Genomic DNA, 22,436 nt, shown 5'->3' with positions numbered 1-22,436 from the left:
CTGGATAAGACGCTAGAGGGGTGATCGGGTTTTGCGGAGTCCGCGACGCGCAAACGGTTGTTGCACGAATCGCGATGCTCGCGCCGATCAGCCAACGGCTTTTCCTTCGAGCACGTCAAGGACGTACTCGGCGATCGCCATGGACGAGGTAGCCGCAGGCGAGGGGGCGTTCCGGACCGCGGTGACGGGGCCGAGCCGGTGAATGCGGAAATCGTCGACAAGGCCGCCGTCGCGGTCGAGTGCCTGCGCTCGGACGCCCGATCCGGCGCGCACGACGTCGGCCGCGCCGATTTCCGGGACATAGCGGCGCGCGGCTTTCATGTAGGCGCGCTTGGAGAATGATCCGTACATCTCCTTCGCGCCGGTGCGCCAATGCCGTGCCGCCATCCGCCACATGCCGGGCCATGCCGCGATTCCGGCGAGATCGGCGAGGGAGACGTCGGAGAGCTTGTAGCCCTCCCTGGCGAAGGCGAGGACGGCGTTGGGGCCCACCTCGACTTCGCCGGACACGCGCCTCGTGAAGTGGACGCCGAGGAACGGGTAGCGCGGGTCGGGGACGGGGTAGATGAGGCCGCGGACCATGTCCCGTTTTTCGGGACGGATCACCATGTACTCGCCGCGGAAGGGGATGATGCGGGGCTCGTCGGCGTCCCCCGCCAACCGGCTGACGGCGTCGGCGTGGATGCCCGCGCAGAGGATCACCCTGTCGAACTTGAGCGCCTCGGCGCCTGACGAGACCTCCAACCCGCCGGGGACCTCGCGGACGCCGTCGACGGGGAAGCCGAACCTGATCTCGCCGCCCGCGTCGGTGATCTCCGCGGCGAACGCCTGGGCGATCCTCACATAGTCGGTGATCGCGGTGACCGGCGAGTGCAGGGCCGCCAGACCCGTCGCGTGCGGCTCGATCTCGCGGATCTCCTGCGGGCCGATCCTTCTGAGGCCCGGTACGGCGTTGGTGTCAGCGCGCTTGTGGAGGTCGTCCATGCGGGCGACGTCTTCCTCGGTGACGGCGACGACGAGCTTGCCGCACTCGTCATAGGGGAGGCCGCGCTCCTGGCAGTACTCGCGCAGCAGGAGCCTTCCCCTGGTGCACAACTCGGCCTTGAGGCTGCCCGGTTTGTAGTAGATCCCCGCGTGCACGACGCCGGAGTTGTGGCCGGTCTGGTGGACCGCGACCCTGTCCTCCTTCTCCAGGACGACGACGCGGGTGCCCGGCCGTCGCCGGAGGATCTCGCGTCCGATCGCAAGGCCGACAATGCCCGCGCCGACGATTCCAATGCTCTCTTCGGCCATGTTCCGTCAATCCGTTCGTTCTCGCTGTCGCTTCCGTGCGGGCCGCGCCCGTCACCCTCCATAGTGGATCGCGACGGTCTTGACCCGGGTGTAGAAGCGCAGCGCCTCGCCGCCCTGCTCCTTGAAGGCCGAGCCCGAGTCGCGGAACCCGCCGAACGGGTGGTGCACGTCCCAGCCCGAGGTCGTGGTGTTCACCGCGACCTGGCCGCAGTCGACCGCGTCGATGAACGTGTGGGCCGCGCCGAGATCCTTCGTGAAGATCGCGGCGGCGAGGCCGAAGTCGGAGTCGTTGACCGCCGCGATGGCCTCGTCGAGGGTGTCGAAGGCGCGCAGGACGACGACGGGGCCGAAGACCTCGTGCCGCCAGACGTCCATCTCGGGGGTGACCCCGGCGAGGACCGTCGGGGTGACGTAGCAGCCGTGCGCGTAGCGGGGGCCTTCGGGGGGCGTGCCGCCGACGTCGATCTTCGCGCCCTGGGCGACCGCGCGGTCGATGTCGGCGAGCACCCCGGCGCGGTGGCTCTGGCTGACCAGAGGGCCGACGTTGACGTCGGCGTCGCGGCCCGGGCCGAGGCGCAGGGCGGTGACCTTGGCGCGCAGGATGTCGGCGAACGCGTCGTGGACGTCGCGGTGGACCAGGACCCGGCTGGTCGCGGTGCAGCGCTGCCCGGCCTGGCCGAAGGACGCGGCCACCACGGCGGTCGCTGCGGCGTCGAGGTCGGCGTCGGGGAGGATCACCGAGGCGTTCTTGCCGCCCAGTTCGCCCTGGAATCTGATGTTCCGTGCGGCGAGCCTGACCCGCAGGGTCTCCCCCACGCCGTTGCTTCCGGTGAAGGTGACCGCGGCGATGCGCGGGTCGTCCAGGAGGGCGTCGGAGATCTGGCTTGTGCGTCCGGTGACGACGTTGAGGACGCCCGCGGGGAGGCCCGCGTCGTGGAGCGCGCGGGCGAGGTGCAGGGCCGATGTCGGGGTCTCGGTGGCGGGCTTGAGCACCGCGGTGTTGCCCGCGGCGAGGGCGGGGGCGAGCTTGCGGGCGGGGGTGAGCAGCGGATCGTTCCAAGGGGTGATCGCCAGGACGACGCCGAGCGGCTCGCTTTGGAAGCTCGTCCTTGTGCCCGGCCTTACGTCGTGGATCAGCGTGCCGTAGCCGTCGCGGGCGAGGGACGAGTAGTACTCGAAGAAGTCGGCGGCCTTCTCGGTCTCGCCGCGCGCCTCGGCCCTGGTCTTGCCGTTCTCGGTGCTGACGGCCTCGGCGATCTCCGCCGCGCGCTCGCGCAGCAGCGCCGCCGTCCGGGTGAAGATCCGGGCCCGTTCGAACGGTGACGTCCGCCGCCACACCGCGAACGCGGACTCGGCGGCGTCATAGGCGGCGGTCACGTCCTCCGGCGTCAGCGCGGGCACCGCCGCGACGGCCTCGCGCACGTCGGCGGGGTCGAACACCTCGACCCAGGAATCCGCCCCCACCCAGCGTCCTCCGGAAAGCGTCTCCATCGACTGCAAGGCCATCAGGGCTCCTCAGGGCTCGTTCACGGGGTGTCAGGGCGCGCTCGCCGGGCCCACGATAGGAATTCCCCGCCCCCGCAACCATCCGCCGAACGGCATCCATTGCTTGCACGCCACGTAGCCCGTCCCCGACCTCCCCCATGGTGAGATCAGGGAATTCCCACCCCGTCAGTCAGCCCGAACCGGAGCCCCCATGCCCTACGCCGTCATCGCCCACTACCGCTGCGCCGAATCCGACGCCCCCACCGTCCAAGCCGCCCTCACCGCGATGCAGACCCACACCCCCACCGAACCCGGCAACCTCGCCTACATAGTCCACACCGACACCGAAACACCCCCCGGCGAGTCCTCCTTCACCCTCTACGAACAGTACGCCGACGAACCCGCCTTCACCGCCCACACCCAAACCCCCCACTTCCACACCCACATCCTCCAAACAATCCGCCCCCTCCTCACCTCCCGAACCATCTGGACCGGCCAAACCCTCTGACCCCGCCCGAACAGCACCCCCGACGCGCGCGGTCGGGGGTGGGTGGTGCGGGTCAGAAGGTGAGGACCAACTTGCCGGTGGTGCTTGTGTGTTCTTGGGCTTGGAGGGCGGCGGGGAGGTCGGGGAAGGGGTAGGTGCGGTCGAGGATGGGCTTGAGGTTGGTTGAGGTGAGGAAGGCCAGGTCGGCGGCGATGGTTTTGGAGGCGGTGACGTCGGTGAGGGCTACGCGTTGGGAGATGAAGGGGGCGAGGGCCATGGCGGAGATGACGTGGTTGACGGGGGAGATCCAGCGGCCGCCTGGGCCGCCGACGACCACGAGGGCGCCTTTGGGGGTGAGGGCTCGGCGGGTGGCGCGGGCGGAGTGGGCGCCGGCGATGTCGATGAGGAGGTCGTGGGGGGTGGCGGTGCGGGTGAAGTCGTCCTTGGTGCGGTCGATGATGGTGTCCGCGCCGAGGGAGGTCAGGAGGTCGGCGGCGTGGGGGCCGGAGACCGCGGTGACCTGGGATGCGCCCAGGGCCTTGGCGAGTTGGACCGTGAAGATGCCTACGCCGCCGGATGCGCCGGTCACCAGGACGGACTGGCCCTCGGTGAGGTTGCCGTCGTCGCGCAGGGCCATGAGGGCGGTCAGCGCCGACAGGGGGACGGCGGCGGCCTCCTCGTAGCTGAAGTTCTCCGGCTTGGGGGCGAGGGCCGTCTCGTCCACCAGGGCGTACTCGGCGAAGCCGCCGCCCAGCGGCATCGCGTAGACCGCGTCGCCGACGCCGACCGTGGTGACGTCGGGGCCGACCGCCGTGACGTCCCCGGCGAGGTCCGCGCCGAGCACCGGGTACAGGGGACGGCGGCGGCCGACGCCGCCCATCAGCCGGGCGACCCGTGGTTCGCCGCGCAGGTTGTGCCAGTCCCAGGGCTGCACCGACGACGCGCGCACCTTGACGACGACCTGGCCGGGCCCCGGTTCCGGCACCGGGACGTCACGGATCTCCAGGACCTCGGGACCGCCGAACTCGTCCCGTACGAAAGCCTTCACCACGCGCCTCCCCGGCGTCCCCACGCCCGCGAGGGCGCTTCCACCCCGGGCGCACCGGTCCCGGCGCGCCCAGACGATCAAGCGAACCCTCCCCCCTCATCCCCCTTATGCGCAGCGAGTGGCCCGATCCGGACACGGTCCTTCGCCTCGCGCGCCGGCATGGCGGGTTCCTTGCCCCGGCGAGGGCCTGGCCAGAGGCACGTCAGGGCAGGTCCCGGAGGACGGAATGTCGTAGATCGTGGTGAGGAGCCGCTGTGGAAGTCATGCCTTCGCTCGCGGATCGGACCGATTTCGCCAACGCCGACCGGGGGTTCGTCGGAACCGTCGCGGCCGAGCGGATCACCGACGCGGACGGGCGCGCCGTCTGGGATTTCGGGGCGTTCAAGTTCCTTGACGGGCCGTGTCCGGAGACGGCGAACCCAAGCCTGTGGCGGCAGTCGCAGCTGACCGCCAAGCACGGGCTCTACCAGGTGGCGCACGGGATCTACCAGGTCCGGGGGTTCGACCTGTCGAACGTGACGTTCATCGAGGGCGATCACGGCGTCATCGTCGTCGACCCGCTGCTGTCGGTGGAGACCGCCGAAGCGGCGCTCGCGCTCTACCGTGAGCACCGGGGGAACCGGCCGGTCGAGGCGGTCATCTACACGCACTCGCACGCCGACCACTTCGGCGGGGTGCGCGGCGTGGTGGACGACGACGCCGACGTCCCCATCGTCGCGCCCTCGGGGTTCCTCGAGCACGCCGTCTCGGAGAACGTCTACGCGGGCACGGCAATGAACCGCAGGTCGATCTACATGTACGGCGCTGAGCTGCCCAAGGGCCCCGAAGGCCAGATCGGCGCGGGCCTCGGCCAGACGACTTCGACCGGGACCATCTCACTGATCGAGCCGACCGTCTCGATCACCGAGACGGGCCAGGAGGAGACGTTCGACGGGGTGCGGATCGTCTTCCAGCTCACGCCGGGCACCGAGGCCCCGGCCGAGATGAACTTCTACCTCCCCGACCGGCGCGCCCTGTGCATGGCGGAGAACGCGACGCACAACCTGCACAACGTGCTGACGCTGCGCGGCGCGCTCGTCCGTGACGCGCGGGTGTGGGCGCGCTACCTCACCGAGGCGATCGGGATGTTCGCCGACAAGTCCGACGTGCTGTTCGCGTCGCACCACTGGCCGACGTGGGGCACCGAGGAGCTGACCACGTTCCTGTCCGAGCAGCGCGACCTGTACGCCTACCTGCACGACCAGACGCTGCGCATGCTGAACCAGGGCATGACCGGCCCGGAGATCGCCGAGGCGATGGAGCTGCCGCCCGCGCTGTCATCGGCCTGGCACACACGCGGCTACTACGGGTCGGTGTCCCACAACGTCAAGGCGATCTACCAGCGCTACATGGGCTGGTTCGACGGCAACCCCGCCCATCTGTGGGAGCTGCCGCCGGTGGAGTCGGCGAAGCGGCACGTGGAGGCCATGGGCGGGAGCACGGCCGTCGTGACGAAGGCGCGTGACGCGTTCGCGGCGGAGGACCTGCGCTGGGCGGCGCAGCTCCTCAACTACGCGGTGTTCGCCGACCCCGCCGACACCGCCGCGCGCGGCCTCCTCGCCGACGTGTACGAGCGGCTCGGGCAGGGCAGCGAGAACGGGACATGGCGGAACTTCTACCTCCAGGGCGCGGCCGAGCTGCGCGGCCACAAGCCGGCGAACACCCTGGACAGTTCCAGCCCCGACGTCCTGCGCGCGCTGAGCGTCGAGCAGATCTTCGACTCGCTCGCCATCCGCGTCGACGGCCCGCGCGCGTGCGACATCCGGCTGACGATCGACTGGAACATCACCGATCTCAAGGACGAGGTGCGGCTCCGCCTCGCCAACGGCGTCCTCACCCAGATGACGCACCAGGACGGCACCCGGCCCGACCTCACGCTGACGCTCACCAAGCCGCAGCTGCTGAAGGTCGCCGCCACCGGCAGCCTCGACGGCGTCCAGGCCGACGGCGACACCAACGCGTTCACCACGCTGCTCGGCATGCTCGACACGCCGGACCGCGACTTCGACATCGTCACGCCCTGACGGGCCAGGCATCCGCGACGCCCGGCGGGCGTCCGGCATCCGGAGGGAAGCGTGATGCTCGCCGAGGTGCGCGACCGGCTCGTCCCGCGGGCGCAGCGGCGGACGCTCGACGAGGTGACCGCCGAACTCGATCTGAGGGCGGGCGACCGGGCGTCCCGGTACTCGGCGTTCTGGACGATGCTGCTGCTGTCCGCGACGATCGCGGCGGCGGGCGTCGTCGCGGACTCCACCACGACGGTCATCGGCGCGATGATCATCGCGCCGATGTCGACGCCGATCATGGGCATGGCGCTCGGCCTGGTGAAACGGGCGCGGACCGGGGCCGGCTGGTTCGTCCTGGGCGGGGCGGCGGTGGTCGTCACGATCGGGCTCGTGACCTCGCTCGTCGTGCCCGGGTCCTACCAGCTGCTGGACAACAGCCAGATCGCCGGGCGCACCTCGCCGGGCCTGGCCGACCTGCTCGCCGCGGTGGCGACCGGGCTCGCCGGGGCCGTCGCGATCGCCCGGCGCGACCTGGCGAGCGTCCTGCCCGGCGTCGCGGTGCTCGCGCTCGGCGCGCTCGTGCTGTTCCTGTCGAACGTGTTCGCCCTCATCGTGACCGGCGCGTTCGTGTTCGGCGCGCTCGGGTACTCGGGGCGTGGGCGGCGCGGCCGGGCGGTCGCGGCCCTCGGCGGGCTTGGCGTCGCCGTCGCGGTGGTGCTGGTGGCCGACACCGCGGCGAACTACCTGCTCGCGTCCTGGCGGAACCAGGCAAAGAAGGCAGCGACGGACTGGCTCGCCGCCGAGCCCGACGCGTCGGTCATCGGCGTCCGCACCGAGGGCAGGACCTTCCACATCGCGGTGCGGACGCCGTCGGAGCCGCCGCCCGTCGCCGACCTGCTGGCCCGCCTCGACGGGGTCGTCCCTGACGGCTTCCCTGTCGTCGTGGAGACGACGCGGGGACGGCTGATCGAGGCGGGGACCGTCGGGTCGTGAGCGGCCAGACTTGGCTTCCCCTTGGGCTACCCGAACCAACAAATCGGGCATTTCACCCCGCAGGGGAAAGGGGGCTTCCATGTTCCGTCACAAGGCCGAATCCACTCCGGCGGTCACCGAGACCTACCAGATGCAGCAGCGGATGCTGTCGTTCGGCGATGACTTCTGGATCGAGAACGGCCTCGGTCAGCGCGCCTACCGCGTCAACGGCAAGGTGTTCCGGCTGCGCAAGACCTTCACGCTCGAGGACGCCGAGGGCAATGAGCTGCTCCGCGTCCGCAGCAAGGTGCTGCGCGTGCGGTCGAGCTTCACCGTCGAACGTGCCGGGACCACGGTCGCCACCCTGCACAAGGGCATGTTCGGGTTCCGCGACCGCTTCACCGTCAAGGTCGCCGACGGCGCCGACCTGAAGGCGCGCGGGAACATCCTCGACCACGACTACGTGATCACCCGCGACGGCGAAGACATCGCCCGCGTCTCCAAGCAGTGGATACGCGCCCGCGACACCTACGGCGTCGCCGTCACCAAGGGCGAGGACGTCCCGCTGCTGCTCGCCATCGTCGTCTGCGTCGACGCCCTCAGCCACCCCGACCGCTGACCGCTCACCCCTTCTCCCGGTAGGCGTCGAGGGCGGCGCGGTTGGAGGCGTAGTAGGGCAGGTCGGCGAGGCCGTAGTGGGCGAGGAGGTCGCGCAGCGGGCCCGTCGCGCGGGACACCGCGAAGACCACGCCCCGGTCGCCGAGCGTCCTGACGACCTCGTGCAGGGTCTGCGCGCCGGTGGTGTCGACGTCGGTGATCGCCCCGGCGTCGAGGACGAACCAGCGCACCCCGTCGCCCGCGAGTTCCTCGACCCGGTCGGTGAAGGTGGCGGCGTTGGCGAAGAACAGGTCGGACTCGAACCGGCAGATCACCAGGCCGGGCGCGGCCTCCGGGGTGTCGCTCCGGACGAACCTGCCTTCGGGGCCCGGCTTCAGCGCGACCGCGCGGGGCCGCGACGCCCGCCGCACCACCTCGACCGCCGACAGCAGGAAGGCGATCACGACGGCGGTCAGCGACCCGAGGACGGGGACGCCGACCATGCACACGACCGCGATCCAGAACTCCGACCTGCGCAGCCGCCACAGCCTGCGCAGCGCGACGACGTCGAGGAGCTTGACGACGGCGACCGCGACGATCCCGGCGAGTGCCGCGTCCGGGAGGTACCGCAGCACCCCGGAGAAGAACGCGAGAAGGACCGCGACGACGACCGCGCACACCACGCTCGGAATCTGGCTGCGCGATCCCGCCGCGTCCATCGCCGCGGTCCGCGACGCGCTCGACCCCGTCGTCATCGCCTGGGTGAACCCGGCCCCGACGTTGGCGAAGCCGAACGCGCGAAGCTCGCGGTCGGCGTCCAGCGGGTACCCGTGCCGCTCGGCGTAGCGGCGCGCGGTGAGCAGCCCGTCAGCGAGGGTCACCGCGCAGATCGCGACCGCGCCGGGGATCAGCGCGGCCCACTGCCCGAGCGGCACGTGCGGCAGGTGCGGCGTCGGCAGCCCGGACGGCACGGGCCCGAGGATCGACACGCCGTGCTTGTCGAGTCCGGCGACGGCCACCGCGACCGTCGCGAGCACCAGCGCGATCAGCGGACCGGGCAACGCGGGCGCATACCGGCGCAGCCCGACGATCACCGCCATCGTGCCGACCCCGACGGCGACGCTCCACGGCACGGCGTCGGGGATGCCGGTGATGATCTGCCAGAGTTCGGGGAAGAAGTCCTCGGCCGTCGTCTTGATGCCGAGGATCTTCTTCACCTGGCTGGTGAGGATCTCGATCGCCAGGCCCGCGATGAAGCCGACGAGCACCGGCTCGGACAGGAAGTTCGCCAGGAAGCCGAGCCGGAAGACCGCGAACAGCAGGAACACCGCGGCGCAGACCAGGGCCTGGGCGTAGGCGAGTTCCACGTACTGCGGGGTGCCTGGGGCGGCGAATCCGGCGAGCAGCGAGCCGATGAGCGCGGCGATCGGCGCGTCGGGGCTGGCGACGAGCTGCCGTGACGAGCACAGCAGCGCGAAGACGAGCATCGGGACGATCGCCGCGTAAAGGCCGGTCACCGGCGGCAGGCCCGCGATCTGGGCGTAGCCGATGTTCAGCGGGATCGCCAGCGCGGCGAGGGTGATACCGGCGATGACCTCTTTGGCTAGCCCGGCGCGCGGGACGCCGCGCAGGGCCGAGCCCAAGGCGGGCGCGGTCGCGTCAGCCAAGTGCCCGCTCCCGGCGCGCGGGTGACGCGCCGGACGGTGGCAGGTTCCCCTGGCTCATCGGCTCCCCCGCGGCTCGGTGATGACGGCTGAGCCGGGGATACCCGACGGCCCCCCATGCGACGGCCACCACCCCGCCAAGGCTCGTCAACGCGCGGTTTGCGGCGTCTCGGGGTGGGGGGAGGCTCCCTGAGGGATGCCGGCTTCCGGAGGGCGCATGACGATCCGCATGACAGCCGCCTCCGGGCCCGCGTTCCGTTCGACCGGACGCTGACGCCGTGGTTCCCGGGGTCGTCATGCTGCGCGGGTATCGGCGGTCCTGGCTGCGGCCCGATCTGCTGGCGGCGCTGTCGCTGTGGGCCGTCGTCATCCCGCAGGGGCTCGCCTACGCGCAGCTCGCCGGGCTGCCGCCGACGACCGGGCTGTACACGGCGTTCGGCGCGATGCTCGGGTACGCGGTGCTCGGGCCGACGCGGCGGCTGAACGTCGGGCCCGAGTCGTCGGTGGCGATCGTGGTGGCGAGCGTGCTCGCGCCGCTCGCGGCAGCCGACGCGGCGCGGCACAGCGGGCTGGCCGCGCTCCTCGCGTTCCTCGTGGCGGGCTGGCTGCTCATCGGATATCTGGTGCGGGCGTCGGTCCTGATGCGGCTGCTGTCCACGCCCGTTCTGACGGGCTACCTCGCCGGATCGGGTCTGGTCATCGTCATGAGCCAGCTCGGCAAGGTCACCGGGGTGGACGCCGGTTCCGGCAGTTCGCTGAGCAAGGCGGCGCGCGTCCTCACCGGGCTCGGCGGCCTCCAGTGGCCCGCGCTGGTCTGCGCGCTCCTCACCGCCGCCGTCGTGATCGTGCTGCGCCGGGTCTCGCCGCGGCTGCCCGGGCCGCTGATCGCGCTGGCCGCCGCGACCGCCGTGGTCGCCGTCGCGGGCCTTGACGACACGCTCGCCGTCCTCGGCACGGTGCCCGGCGGCCTGCCCGTCCCGCACCTGCCGCACGTGCGGTTCGACGACGTCGTCGCGCTGCTCGGCCCGTCCGCGAGCATCGCGCTGCTGGTCTACGCGGGCAGTGTGCTCACCGCGCGCTCGCTTGAGGCGGCGGAGGGCCGTGACGCCGACGCCAGCCAGGAGTTCCTCGGGCTGTGCGCGGCCAACGCCGCCTCCGGCCTGTTCGGCGGGTTCCCCGCCAACGGCAGCGACTCGCGCAGCGCGCTCCTCGCCGGTTCCGGCGCGAAGACGCAGCTCACCGGGGTCGTCGCGGCGCTCGCCGTCGCCGTCACCGCGGCCGCGCTGCTGCCGCTCGTGCACTACCTTCCGCACGCGGCGCTCGGCGCGATCATCATCGTCACCGCCGTGCGGCTCATCGACGTGGCCGAGCTCAGGCGGCTGTGGCGCGTCCACCGGACCGACTTCGTGCTCGCCGCGGTGACCGCCGTCGGCGTCCTCGTCCTCGGCGTGCTCGAAGGGATCGTCGTCGGCGTCGTGGTCTCGCTGCTGGCGATCCTGCGCCGCGCGATCATGCCGTACACCGCCGTGCTCGGCAGGACCGGCGAGCACGAGGCGTACCGCGACATCGCCAACTTCGCCGACGCCGAGACGCTGCCCGGCCTCGTCGTCTACCGCTTCGACGCGCCCCTGTACTTCGCCAACGCCGACACGCTGCGCGCCGACCTGCGCCGTCTGGTGTCCGAGGCGGACCCGCCGATCCGGCTCGTCGTCCTCAACGCCGAGGCCATCTACGACATGGACACCACGGGCGTGCAGACCCTGCACCGCGTTCTTGACGATCTTGAGGCGCACGGCGTGCGGCTCGCCCTCGCGCGCGTCCGCACGCCGATCCGCGCGCTGCTGCGCGACACCGGCCTTGAGTCACGCATCGGGGCCGACCACATGTACCCCCGCGTGCTCGACGCCGTCGCCGCCTTCCGTCGCACCGACGAGGCATGACGGGCGTCAGACGGGGCCGGTCGACCAGGCGATGGAGCCGTCGGGGCGGTAGATGGTGAGGACGCCGCCCGGACGGACGACGAGGCGGCTGTTGGCGTCGCCGTCGTCGGTGTCGGACGCCCACACCGCCTTGGAGTCGGCGTCGTAGACGACGAGGTTGCCGTCGGACTGCATCATGCAGACGCCGGTCGAGCGGCCACGGGTGCCGGACGCCCAGACCGGCACGTCGTCGCTGCGGCGGTAGAGCACGAGGTTCCCATCCGGCTGGTAGACCAGGTAGCAGGAGCCGTCGGCGGCCGTCAGCGTGTCTCCCCGGTGCATGACCTGGCCCGGCTGCATCGTGTCGCCCGAGGCGGGAGCGCCGACGGGCAGGGGGTTCTGGCGGGTGCCCGAGTCCCACGACGGGGTGTCGTCGGGACGGTAGAGCACGAGGTTCCCGTCGGTCTGCAGGACGAGACGGCTCCCCGCGTCCTTGCCCTCGTGCGTGCCCGACGACCAGACCGGCCGCTGGACGGGATCGTAGATGACGAGGTTGCCGTCGGCCTGCATCACGCAGACGCCGACCGGCTTGCCCTTGGTCCCCGACGCCCAGGTCGGCCGCCCGTCGCACACCCGGTACAGCACGAGGTTGCCGTCGACCTGGTAGACGAGCCGGAACATGCCGTCGGGCGAGGTGATGACGTCGTCGCCGTGCAGGACGCCGCCGGGCGGGAGGGTGTCGCCCTGCGCGCCCGGCAGGCTCGGCATGGTCATGGTGACGACGATGCGCAGCGACCTGGCGACCGCGTTCATGTCGGCGGCCCAGGCCCGGTCCACCCGGACGCGCGGGTCCTCGCCCGCGAAGTGCAGGCCGACCGCCGCGTAGTCGTCCACGCGCAGCCAGACCGAGCCCGAGTCGCCTGGCGCGCTGATCTCGCCGGGCGACGGCCTGAGCTTGTCCGGCATGATGGTGATCTTCTGGTCGCTGACGCCGTCGATGATCCCGAACGTCGTCTGGGTGCTGCGTCCTGACTTGGTGACCGGCGTGCCGACGAGCGGGTTGCCGATGCCCTGGGCCCCGCCCGGGTGGTCCACGATGCCGCGCGCGAACGTCCGCGCGCCGGTGAGGGTGAAGACGGCGGCGTCGAGGGTCTGGTCCCAGCGTTCCAGCGTCCCGACGAGGTTCGCGGCCTTCGACCCCGCCGACGGCTGGACGATCGGGTCGCCCTTCGTGCCGACGTCCTGGACCAGCACGTGGTAGTTCGACAGGCCGAGCGGCAGGCCGGTCACCGCGTCGTGGACGACTGTCCCGAGCGTGCCGAAGCCGTCGCACCTGGGGTTGGCGTTGGCGATGCCCACCCCGCCGACGAGCGGTTCGAAGCGCCCGTCGCGCGGGTTGTCGCCGTGCGGGAGCGGTGCGCTCTCGATCACGTCGACGGGCACGCCCTCGATCTCCGTCGGCAGGATCTCGGCGTCGGGCAGCTCGCTCTCAGCGCGCTTGTCGGTCACGAAGACGCGGATCGCGAGGTGCCCGGAGGCGTCCCCCGCCTTGTACTCGTATCCGACGTCGGCGTGGTGCGCCCCGGGTACGGCGAGGAGCCTTTCCCGGTTGCGGCGCAGGACGTCAAGGACGGCGTCCTGCTCTTCTTGGGTTATCTGTCGCACGAGGCCCCATCGTGTGCGGTGAACGGCGGCGTGCCCGGCCCCCCGAAACCGCCGCCGCGCCCTTTCTGCCATCCGACAGGGCGGGTCGTACAGCGACAAGGCGTCGGTCCGGTGGCGCGCCGGTCCGGAATGCCGGGTCACGGCCAGCTCCACGCGCGGCGGGGGCCCTTGCGGGCGGTCCGGCGACGCGTAGGGGCCCGCCCGGAAGTCCGGACGGGCCCGCACGCGGTCAGCTCACAGTTCGTTGCCCCAGCACATGCGGGCGATGGTCTCGACGTGGATGAGCTTGCGGCGCTGGTCGTCGGCGGAGATCTCGGCGTTCCCGGCGGTGTCGGCGAAGCCCGCCGACGGGGTCACCGCGATGTCCTCGATGTCCTTGAGCTCGGCGGCGACGTCCATCCTGTCCATGATGACGTCGATGTCCTCAAGGGCGGCGACGCGGGGGCTGACGATGCCGAGGGCGGCGTCGCGGTCGGCGGGGACGGCCCTGAGGAGGTCGATCTCGCCCTTCGTGCCCTGGTCGTAGGGCAGCACCCAGCGGTCCACGGGCAGTTCGCCGAACAGCTTCGCGGCCGCCCCGGCGTCGACGTCGGCGGCCCGGTGGGTGGGGCACACGCCGATCCGGAAGCCCTCGGGGCGCTCGGCGACGGCGACGGCCGCCGCGTCGATCGCGATGGCCTCGTCAAGGGTGAGGGGCTGCCCTCCCCCGCCGAAGAGGTACGCCTGGTAGCGGAAGTTGTTGAGCTGGACGAGCCGGACGCCGCGCGCGATCAGCGCCTCGATCTCGGCCCGGACGATGGCGGCGAGCGCTTCACCCAGCTCGACCGGGCTCCGGTACGGCCCGGCCGGGTCGAAGGTCGTCGCGGCCAGGTAGGCGGCCGACGGGAGGGTCGCCTTGGGGGCGGCGGCCCCGGTCAGTTCGGCGAGGCGTGCGACGTCGTCGGCGACGAGGGGCCCGTCGGCCTTCAGCTCCTCGGCGGCGAGCCAGGCGGCACGGCCGTACTTGTCGGTTTCGCCGGTGCGGCGGAAGCCGTGCACCGCGCCGAGGACCGCGCTCCGGAAGTCGGCGCGGCGGAAGTCGCCGTCCGTGACGACCGAAAGGCGAAGCTTGCGCTGGAAGCGCACGGCCTCGGCGATCGCGTCGTCCTCGACGGCGCGCAGGCCCGCCGCGTCGAGTTCGCCCGCCGCGTGGCGGTCGCGCGCGGTCAGCACCTCGGCGGGCCGGATCAGGCTGCCGTGGTGGTCGATGCGGTACTTGAACGTGTCTGCCATCGCTACTTCTCCTCCGCGGGAACGCCCCAGGCCCGGAACTCGAGCTCGTAGCCGAGCGCGGCGAGCACGTCGTCGCACGCCTGCTGGTCCTCGGCGGGGGTGCCGCCCGAGACGCCGAGGCCGCCGAGGATCGCGCCGTCGCGCTTGATGGTGACGCCGCCCTCGGTGGCGACGATCGGGTGGGTGCCCATGGTCGACAGCTGGGCGAAGAACCCTGGATTGCTGTTGGCCCAGTCCTTGAGCATGCTCGTCGGCCGTTCCATCACCGCGGCGCTGTATGCCTTCGCGAGCGCGATGCTCGGGGTGAGGGGACGCGCGCCGTCAGCGCGCTTGACCGACTTGAGGAATCCGCCGTCGTCCACGACCGCGACGCTGAGCGCCTTGCCCAGGGCGAGGCCCTGCTTGAGCACCGCTTCGATGATCTGCTCGGCCTCTTGGAGAGTGAGTTTCATGGGTGTTTTGCCTTCTTCGCCGAGAGGCGCTCGCGGATGCGGACGAGCGCCGCGTTGAACAGGTCGGGGCGCTCCCAGTACATGGAGTGCGGGGCGTCCGGGATGAGCTCGACGTGCGAGCCCTTGAGGAGTTCGTGCGCGCGGCGGACCGTCGCGGGGCTGATGACCGCGTCCTTCTCCCCCGCGAGGAACGTCACCTCAAGGCCCGACGCGACGACCTCGTCAAGGGTCGGCCCGCCGACGGTCAGGTTGCGCAGGTCGGCCATCTTGGCGACGTTGAACGTGCCCTGCTGCTGGAACAGGAAGGTCTTGGCGGCTTCCTTCTCCTGGAACTCCCTGGACAGCAGCCTGTCGATGACCGGCAGCTTGACGGCCTCGGCCCGGTCGGCCGCCACCAGCGGCGTCAGCTCGGGGTGCGCGATGCCGCCCAAGGAGTGGCCGAGCGCGACGCCGCTGATCCTGTCGGGCCTTGCCAGGCCCGCCCGCAGCGCGGCGACCGCGCCGATGGACTGGCCGAACACGAGCACGTCGGTGAGGTTCGCGGCGTCGAGGACGGCGACGACGTCGCCGGGGAAGTCCTGGCCGTCGAACTCCGGCATCGAGGAGTCGGAGTTGCCGAAGCCGCGCAGGTCGATGGTGACGAGGGTGTAGCGATCGCGCAGCGCGGCGACCTGCTGCCACCAGGCGGCGTGGTGGCCGCCCGAGCCGTGGACGAGCGCGATGGCCGGGCCGGAACCGTGGACCTCGTAGTAGATCTTGACTGTGCCGTCGGATAGTGCGACGCCCATGGGCGTTCTCCTTACGGGGGTGGGACGCCGGCGGTCAGTTCGGGCGGCGGCCGTGGAAGACCAGCTCGATCATCGTGTGGTCGGGGTCGTGGATGTAGCAGAACTTCGACTGGTTCTCCGGCCGCTCGATCGGCCTGGTGTGCCGGATGCCGAGCTCCTTGAGGTGGGCGAGGAAGCCGTCCCAGTCGTCCACCTCGATCGCGAAGTGGTAGGGGGCCATCCGGTCCATCTCCTCGACCGGGGTGAAGTGCAGGTCGAAGTTGCCCCGCGTCATCAGCAGGACCTTGGTGTTGCTCTTCGGCGTGATCGCCTTCAGGCCGAACACCTTGGCGTACCACTCCTTGGTGCGCTCGACGTCGGTGGTCGGGAAGTTCACGTGGTGGATGTAACGCGGGCGGTTGCTCATCGCCGGGGCCTTTCTTGAGGTGTCTGCGCAAGGACGACGGGGTTGGCGAGCACGCCGATCCCGCTGATCTCGACCTCGACGGTGTCGCCGGGTTCGAGCTGGCATGTCGCGTCGGCGCCGAGCCACAGGACGTCGCCGGGGTGCATCGTCAGGTATCTGGTCGTCTCGACGATGTAGTCGTAGGGGTCGAAGACCATGGCGCCGGTGGCGAAGGAGGCGCGCTCCTCACCGTTGACGCGCAGGGCAGTGGTCTGGGCGAGCGGGTCGAGGTCGGTCTCGATCCACGGGCCCATCGGTTTGAAGGTGTCGCTGTTCTTGCTGCGCCAGAACGAGCGGTCGGCGTGCTGCCACTCGCGCGCGCTGACGTCGTTGCCGATCGTCCAGCCGAAGACCGCCTCGCGGGCCTCGGCGTAGGTCGCGTGCCGCAGCCTCCTGCCGATCACCGCGACGAGCTCGGGCTCGGCCTCGAACCGTCCGGTGACCTCGGCGGGCCTGACGATCGGGGCGCGGTGCCCGGTGAGCGCGTTGTTGGCGCGGTAGGCGACCTCGGGACGGTCGGGCAGCACCGCGGTCTTGTTGCCGAGCGCTTGGGCGTGCGCGACGTGGCTCTTGTAGTTCATCCCGACGGCGTAGAACACCGGGGGGACGACGGGGTGCAGGAACACTGCGGTGTCGAGGGCGATGACGCGGCCGTCGTCGGACGGGGAGCCGTCGATGGGCGAGCCGGTGAGGACGCGGACGACGTCGCCGTCCACCCGTCCCCACACGGGCCGTCCTCCGAGCTCGACGCGGCAGTACCTCATCGGCCGTCCAGCAGGTGCGAGACGCGCTTGGTGACGAAGTACGCCTCAAGTCCCTCGGGACCGCCCTCTCGGCCGTAGCCGCTCGCCTTCACGCCGCCCGAGGGCGCCTCGGGCACCGAGCCGCCGCAGTGGTTGAGCGACAGGATGCCCGCCTCGAACCCGCGGACGAGGCGTTCCGCGGTCGCGGCGGACTCGGTGAAGCCGTAGGCGGCGAGGCCGTACTCCAGGGAGTTGGCGATCGCCAGGGCGTCGTCGAGGTCGCGGAACCTGACGATCGGGGCGAGCGGGCCGAACGGCTCCTCGGCCATGATCCGCGCGTCGGCGGGCACGTCGACCAGGACCGTCGGCGGGTAGAAGTAGCCCTGACGGTCGAGCCTGGCCCCTCCGGTGAGCGCCTTCGCGCCCTTGGCGACGGCGTCGGACACCAGCTCCTCGACCGCCTTGAGCCGCCGTTCGTTGGCGAGCGGGCCCATCCCGACGCCGTCGGCGAGCCCGTCGCCGACCACGATCTCCTCGGCGGCCCTCACGAACTCGGCGACGAACGCGTCGTGCACGTCATCGTGGACGAGGAAGCGGCTCGGGGAGGTGCAGACCTGGCCCGCGTTGAAGAACTTGGCGGTCGCCGCGCGGCGCGCCGCGACCACGGGGTCGGCGTCGGCGCACACGATGACCGGCGCGTGCCCGCCGAGCTCCATCAGCGACGGCTTCATCGCCGCGCCCGCCGCCGACGCGAGCAGCTTCCCGACCGGGACCGAGCCGGTGAAGGCCACCAGCCGGATCTCCTTGGCCGGGATCAGGCGCGCGGACACCTCGGCCGGGTCGCCGAACACGAGGTTCAGCGCACCGGCCGGAACCCCGGCGTCGGCGTAGCAGCGGACGAGCTCGACGGCAGTCCCCGGGGTCTCCTCCGACGCCTTGATGACGATGGAGCAGCCCGCCGCGAGCGCGGCGGCGATCTTCCGGTTCGGGGAGCCCGCAGGGAAGTTCCAGGGGGTGAAGGCCGCGACCGGCCCGATCGGCTCCTTGCGGACCGAAAGCAGGGTGCCGTCGTCTGAGGGGATGATCCTGCCGTACTCGCGGCGCGCGTCCTCGGCGTCCCAGCGGATCGAGTTCGCCACCCGGACCGCCTCGTTACGCGCCTCGGGGAAGGGCTTGCCCTGCTCGAGCGTCATGATCCGGCCGATGTCGGCGGCGCGCGCGGTGAGCAGGTCGGCGGCCGCGCGCAGGATCTCCACGCGGCGCGCGACGGGGGTGCCGCGCCAGGCGGCGAAGCCCGTGACGGCGGCGGCGAGCGCGCGGTCGAGGTCGGCGGCGGTCGCCTGGGGGACGTGGCCGATGACCTCCTCGGTGGCGGGGTTCACCACCGGGGCGGTGGAACCGTCGCCCGCTTCGCACCACTCGCCCGCGATGTACATCTTGAGCGGGGTGTAGTCGTCTGTCGTCATCATGCCTTCTTCGCGTCGGTGCGCGCCCGGTCGTCGGTGCGCTCAGTGACCGTCGGCGTCCCGGGAGCCGCGCAGGGTCCAGATGTGGTGCGGCGGCGTCGTCTCGTGGACGCGGGTGCCGTAGGAGGCGTCCACCCGGTCCATGTCGGCGGCCAGCTCGACGCGGCCGCCGCAGGGGGCATGGACGAACCGGAAGACGTTCGAGCCGATCGTGTGCCTGCCGAGCCTGCGCGCCTCGCGCCAGCCGCGCTCGATCATGTGGTTGCCGCCCTCGATCACGTGGTCGAAGCCCGGCACCTCGAACGAGACGTGGTTGCAGCCCGCCTTGTCCGGCCGGTGGCAGAGCAGGAAGTTGTGCTGGTCGTCGTCGCCCTCGCACTGCATGAACACGCCCATCGGCTTCACCACGTCGGTCGCGCGGAAACCGAGCCTGTCGAGATAGAACGCGACGGCCTCCTCGCGCCCGTCCTTGGGGATGTTCAAAGCGACATGGCACATCCGGATCGGCCTGACCCGGCCCACCGAAGTGACCGACGAATTCCACCGGGAAACGTTTCCCCAGCTGTTCGCGACACGCGCTTCGGTGAATTCCGTAGGCGTCGGACCGGCGAGTGTGAGACCGACGCCGAAACCCGTTTCGTCGACCGTGTGGAAGACGCCGTGTTCGTCCTCGCGCACCGGCCGGTCAACACCGACGCGGGCGACGAGTTCGGCGAGCGACTCGGGGGTGTCGACGCCCCACACGATCTCCCGGATCGTCGGAACCGCCTCAAGGGCGGGCGGCAGCAGCGGGTCAGGGGCGGTGTCCAGCACGAACGTCTGGCCGACCAGCGTCTGGAACACCGCGCGGGTGTCGCCGGCCCCGACCCGCGCGAGCCCGAAGTCCGTGAAGAACCTGATGTTCTCCGCGAGATCATCGACGGTGTACACCACCGACTCAATGCGCTGGATTCCCATTGCCATCCTTCGTCATTTATCCGCCGGTCGGCTTCGCGGCCCGGCTCGACTTCGATCCTAGGAACTCCGCCACCGCCACGGGGGTGCGGAGCGCTACCGAATGCGCAAGTGTTGGTTGCACGGAGCGGGCCGGTCTCACAATTCGAACGCGGGAATCGGATTCGAGGAGAACCAGCGGGTGAGGAAGTCGAGGAACACCTCGACCTTCCTCGGGGCCTGCTGCGCGGGCCCGTAGATCGCGTACAGGGACCGCGCGGGGACCGGCAGTTCCGGCAGCAGGACGCGCAGCGCGCCGCTCACCAGGTCGTCATAGGCGGGCCGGTGCGGGATCAGCGCGATCCCCCTGCCGTGCACGGCGGCCTTCTGGAGCGCGATGTAGGAGTTCGAGGAGAACGCCACGTTCCTGATCTTGTGCAGGGTGCTCGCGTGGCCGTGCCCGATCCGCCAGACGGGGTCGTTCACGTGCACGAGGCAGTCGTGGCGGGCCAGGTCGTTGGGGTCGGTGAGCATGCCGTGCGCCGCGATGTAGGACTCGGCAGCGCACAGCACGAACGGCAGCGACGCGATCTTCTTCAGCCTGACGCTCGAGTCGCGCAGGTCGCGGGTGTGGAAGGCGACGTCGAAGCCGTCGTCCAGGAAGTCGTAGGTCCGGTCGGACATCCCGCCGAGCTCGAACCGCACGGTGATCTTCGGATGGGCGACGGAGAACGCCGCGATCGCGTCGCCGAGGTCGAGGCTGCCGATCCATTTCGGACAGATGATCGACAGGGTTCCCTCGGGTCTGTCGTGCGCCTCGGCGAGGTTGGCGTCCTCGTCGTCTATCTCGTCAAGAATCCGCTGGGCGAACTGGCTGTAGCGCACGCCGGGCTCGGTGAGGCTCACCGACCGCGCCGTGCGGTTCACCAGCCGCACCCCCACCTGCTTCTCCAGGTCGGCGACATGCCTGGAGATCAGCGACCCCGAGGTGCCGAGCAGCTTCGCCGCGCCGCTGAAGCTGCCGACCTTGGCGACGGTGACGAAGCTCCGCATGACGAGGAGGCGGTCCATGGTTTCTCCCTCACGTGGCGGGCCGGGGCGACCCCGACTTTCGGTCACCCCGACTCGGTTAACTGGTCGTTAAGTGTGTCCCAGGCAAGTGTGCCCCAGGTCACGCCCTACTCGAGGCAGTATGCGGGGGCTTCTTGGAGGTTGTCCTTGGTGATGAGCTTGATCGGCACCTGGGCGATCTTGTCGGCCGTGCCCTTGTTGAGGAGCGTCACCGTGTTCCGCACCGCGAGCTCGCCGGTCGTGGTGGGCGAGTTGGCCACCGTCGCGGCGAACTTGCCCTCCTTGATCGCCTCGATGCCCGGCGCTGAGCCGTTGACCGTCACGATCTTCACGTCGGCCTTGGCGGACTGGAACGCGTTGAGCGCGCCGAACGCCATCTCCTCGTTGGCGACGAACACGTAGTCGAGGCCGGGGTGCGCCTGGATCATGTTCTCCGCGACGTCCTGTGCCTTGGCGCGGTTGAACATGCCGGGCTGGTTCGCCACGACCTTCGCGTTGGCCGGAAGCGCCGCCTCGAAGCCGCCGGTGAGGAGGTCCGAGGCCGCGCCGGGCGCGCCCGCGATGACGCCGACCTCGACTGCCGCGCCCTTGGCGTCCTCGGCGACCCAGCCCGCATCGAGCGCGCCGACCCGCTTCAGGTCGACCACCGCCGCGCCGAGGATCTTCGAGGCGTCGTCGGTGACGACCGAGGTGAGGAAGATCGGGATGTTCGCGCGGTTGGCCTTGGCGATGTCGCCTTCCAGCGCGTCCACGTTGACCGTCTGCACGATCAGCGCGTCGACCTGCCGGGCGATCATGTCCTCGATGTTGGACAGCTCGGTGCCGGGATTCTGGTTGGAGTTGGCCGACAGCAGCTCGACGCCCTCGGCGGCCGCCTCGTGCTCGATCGACTTCAGCAGACATGTGTGGAACTCGGTGTTCGCGCCGTTCACGAACCCGAGTTTGATCCCGCCGTCGGAGCCTCCGGCCTGGCCGCAGGCGGCGAGCAGGGCCGCCGACGCCGTCGCGGCGAAAAGGATGCCCAGAGGGCGCAAGACGGTGTAACGCATGGGGATGCCGCCTTTCGATGGGGTGTGGCTAGCGCGCGCGGCGCTGGAGCTGGTTGGCGACGGCGGCGACGAGCAGCACCGCGCCGACCGAGATCAGCTGCCAGTAGCTGGGCACGCCGACGAGGTTCAGCACGTTGGCGACGACGCCGAGCAGCACCACGCCGAGCGCGGTCCCGACGACGCTGCCGCGCCCGCCCTCCAGGGACGTCCCGCCGATGACGACGGCGGCCACGGCGGTCAGCTGGAGCGACAGCCCGCCCGTCCCGGGGCTGCTCGCGCCGAGCCTGGCGAGCAGCATGATCCCGGCGAGTCCCGCGAGCGCGCCGCCGAGCCCGTAGAGCACGAGCTTGTTGCGGTTCACGCTGATCCCGCTGAGCCGTGCGACGTCCTCGTTGCCGCCGATCGCGAACGCGTCGCGCCCGAACGTCGTGTAACGCATACAGACGCCGATCACCACAAGCACGAGCAGCGCGACGACCATGAGGTTCGGCAGGCCGAACAGCGAGCCGTTGCCGAGCTCGAGCAGGTGGTCGCCGATGGACACGCTCATGCCGTTCAGCACGAGCAGCGCGACGCCGTCGAGCAGCGTCGCGGTCGCGAGGGTCACCACGAACGGGGCGACCTTCATGTAGGTGACGACGAGGCCGTTCACCAGGCCGATCGCGGTGGCGAGCGGGAGGCAGACGACGACCGCCGTCCAGGTCCCGTGGCCCGCGTCGATGAGCTGCGCGGCAACCGCGGTGATCACCGCGACCGTGCTGCCGAGCGAGAAGTCCATGCCGCCCGCCGTCATCAGCAGGGTCAGGCCGCCCGCGATGACCGCGGTGACGCTGACCTGCTGGAGCACGTTCAGCAGGTTCGTCGAGGTGAGGAACGTGTCGGTGCTCGCGCCGGCGAACACCACGATCAGCGCGAGCACGAGGAGCAGGCCCGCGTGCGGGACCGACCTCAGGGCCCGCGCGCGTCGGAACGCTCCAGGCCCCTTGGCGGGCGCGGCGGGCGCGGCGGGACCGCCGTGCGGCGCTGTCGATTCAACGGTCAA

20 protein-coding genes are annotated in these 22,436 nt (G+C 71.1%); 5 read left to right on the top strand and 15 right to left on the bottom strand.

Translation table 11 applies throughout. The annotated features are described in order from the left end of the window. Nucleotides 1-87 precede the first annotated feature (87 nt). Both lhgO and R9X44_RS30585 read right to left on the bottom strand, forming a co-directional pair. Entirely contained in the window at nt 88-1,293 is a 1,206-nt protein-coding gene (gene lhgO, locus R9X44_RS30590) for an L-2-hydroxyglutarate oxidase (RefSeq protein ID WP_319817813.1), read from the bottom strand. A gap of 51 nt (nt 1,294-1,344) precedes the next feature. Continuing rightward, nucleotides 1,345-2,799, bottom strand: a complete 1,455-nt coding sequence (locus R9X44_RS30585; protein WP_319817812.1) for an aldehyde dehydrogenase family protein — start codon at nt 2,797-2,799, stop codon at nt 1,345-1,347. 190 nt (nt 2,800-2,989) lie between these two features. On the opposite strand from R9X44_RS30585, the gene R9X44_RS30580 reads away from it, so the two are divergent. After that, a complete protein-coding gene (locus tag R9X44_RS30580; protein WP_319817811.1) occupies nt 2,990-3,286 on the top strand; it encodes an antibiotic biosynthesis monooxygenase family protein in 297 nt (98 codons plus the stop codon). Between the two features lie 52 nt (nt 3,287-3,338). Here R9X44_RS30580 and R9X44_RS30575 read toward each other — a convergent pair whose 3' ends face one another. Further along, the gene (locus R9X44_RS30575; RefSeq protein WP_319817810.1) at nt 3,339-4,313 is read right to left on the bottom strand and encodes an NAD(P)-dependent alcohol dehydrogenase; all 975 of its coding nucleotides are present in this window, start codon (nt 4,311-4,313) and stop codon (nt 3,339-3,341) included. Between the two features lie 263 nt (nt 4,314-4,576). Here R9X44_RS30575 and R9X44_RS30570 point away from each other — a divergent pair, with 263 nt between their 5' ends. The 3 genes from R9X44_RS30570 to R9X44_RS30560 all read left to right on the top strand — a co-directional run bounded on the left by R9X44_RS30570 (nt 4,577) and on the right by R9X44_RS30560 (nt 7,949). Next, a complete protein-coding gene (locus tag R9X44_RS30570; protein WP_319817896.1) occupies nt 4,577-6,376 on the top strand; it encodes an alkyl/aryl-sulfatase in 1,800 nt (599 codons plus the stop codon). A gap of 54 nt (nt 6,377-6,430) precedes the next feature. Next, nucleotides 6,431-7,351, top strand: coding sequence for a DUF389 domain-containing protein (locus R9X44_RS30565; RefSeq protein ID WP_319817809.1), 921 nt, complete (start codon nt 6,431-6,433; stop codon nt 7,349-7,351). A 79-nt stretch (nt 7,352-7,430) separates the two neighbouring features. Beyond that, nucleotides 7,431-7,949 carry an LURP-one-related/scramblase family protein gene (locus R9X44_RS30560; protein WP_319817808.1) on the top strand — a complete coding sequence of 173 codons (519 nt, stop codon included), beginning with the start codon at nt 7,431-7,433 and terminating at the stop codon, nt 7,947-7,949. Nucleotides 7,950-7,953: 4 nt separating this feature from the next. Here R9X44_RS30560 and R9X44_RS30555 read toward each other — a convergent pair whose 3' ends face one another. Next, a complete protein-coding gene (locus R9X44_RS30555; protein ID WP_319817807.1) occupies nt 7,954-9,594 on the bottom strand; it encodes a SulP family inorganic anion transporter in 1,641 nt (546 codons plus the stop codon). Between the two features lie 275 nt (nt 9,595-9,869). On the opposite strand from R9X44_RS30555, the gene R9X44_RS30550 reads away from it, so the two are divergent. Beyond that, complete coding sequence (locus R9X44_RS30550) at nt 9,870-11,531, top strand: SulP family inorganic anion transporter (protein WP_319817806.1); 1,662 nt, start codon at nt 9,870-9,872, stop codon at nt 11,529-11,531. Between the two features lie 6 nt (nt 11,532-11,537). On the opposite strand, the gene R9X44_RS30545 is transcribed toward R9X44_RS30550, so the two are convergent. The 11 genes from R9X44_RS30545 to R9X44_RS30495 all read right to left on the bottom strand — a co-directional run bounded on the left by R9X44_RS30545 (nt 11,538) and on the right by R9X44_RS30495 (nt 22,436). Next, nucleotides 11,538-13,175, bottom strand: coding sequence for a hypothetical protein (locus tag R9X44_RS30545; protein WP_319817805.1), 1,638 nt, complete (start codon nt 13,173-13,175; stop codon nt 11,538-11,540). Nucleotides 13,176-13,409: 234 nt separating this feature from the next. Next, nucleotides 13,410-14,447, bottom strand: a complete 1,038-nt coding sequence (locus tag R9X44_RS30540; protein WP_319817804.1) for a hypothetical protein — start codon at nt 14,445-14,447, stop codon at nt 13,410-13,412. A 2-nt stretch (nt 14,448-14,449) separates the two neighbouring features. Next, nucleotides 14,450-14,899, bottom strand: a complete 450-nt coding sequence (locus R9X44_RS30535; protein WP_319817803.1) for a heme-binding protein — start codon at nt 14,897-14,899, stop codon at nt 14,450-14,452. After that, on the bottom strand, nt 14,896-15,687 hold the full coding sequence (locus R9X44_RS30530; protein ID WP_319817802.1) for an alpha/beta hydrolase: 792 nt from the start codon (nt 15,685-15,687) through the stop codon (nt 14,896-14,898). Before R9X44_RS30530 ends, R9X44_RS30535 begins: the two co-directional genes overlap by 4 nt. Before the next feature lie 34 nt (nt 15,688-15,721). Then, complete coding sequence (locus R9X44_RS30525; protein WP_319817801.1) at nt 15,722-16,093, bottom strand: VOC family protein; 372 nt, start codon at nt 16,091-16,093, stop codon at nt 15,722-15,724. Further along, complete coding sequence (locus R9X44_RS30520) at nt 16,090-16,860, bottom strand: fumarylacetoacetate hydrolase family protein (RefSeq protein ID WP_319817800.1); 771 nt, start codon at nt 16,858-16,860, stop codon at nt 16,090-16,092. The genes R9X44_RS30525 and R9X44_RS30520 overlap by 4 nt, the downstream gene beginning before the upstream one ends. A gap of 32 nt (nt 16,861-16,892) precedes the next feature. Continuing rightward, complete coding sequence (locus R9X44_RS30515; RefSeq protein WP_319817799.1) at nt 16,893-18,344, bottom strand: NAD-dependent succinate-semialdehyde dehydrogenase; 1,452 nt, start codon at nt 18,342-18,344, stop codon at nt 16,893-16,895. 39 nt (nt 18,345-18,383) lie between these two features. Further along, on the bottom strand, nt 18,384-19,298 hold the full coding sequence (locus R9X44_RS30510) for a VOC family protein (protein WP_319817798.1): 915 nt from the start codon (nt 19,296-19,298) through the stop codon (nt 18,384-18,386). Nucleotides 19,299-19,433: 135 nt separating this feature from the next. Continuing rightward, nucleotides 19,434-20,345, bottom strand: a complete 912-nt coding sequence (locus tag R9X44_RS30505; protein ID WP_319817797.1) for a LysR family transcriptional regulator — start codon at nt 20,343-20,345, stop codon at nt 19,434-19,436. A 107-nt stretch (nt 20,346-20,452) separates the two neighbouring features. Beyond that, the gene (locus R9X44_RS30500; protein ID WP_319817796.1) at nt 20,453-21,394 is read right to left on the bottom strand and encodes a sugar ABC transporter substrate-binding protein; all 942 of its coding nucleotides are present in this window, start codon (nt 21,392-21,394) and stop codon (nt 20,453-20,455) included. A gap of 28 nt (nt 21,395-21,422) precedes the next feature. Then, nucleotides 21,423-22,436: an ABC transporter permease gene (locus R9X44_RS30495; protein WP_319817795.1), complete on the bottom strand. Its 1,014-nt coding sequence runs from the start codon at nt 22,434-22,436 to the stop codon at nt 21,423-21,425.

It is taken from the genome of Actinocorallia sp. A-T 12471 (genome assembly GCF_033875155.1).
GTDB lineage: Bacteria > Actinomycetota > Actinomycetes > Streptosporangiales > Streptosporangiaceae > Actinocorallia.
This window is presented reverse-complemented; position numbering and strand designations above follow the sequence as displayed.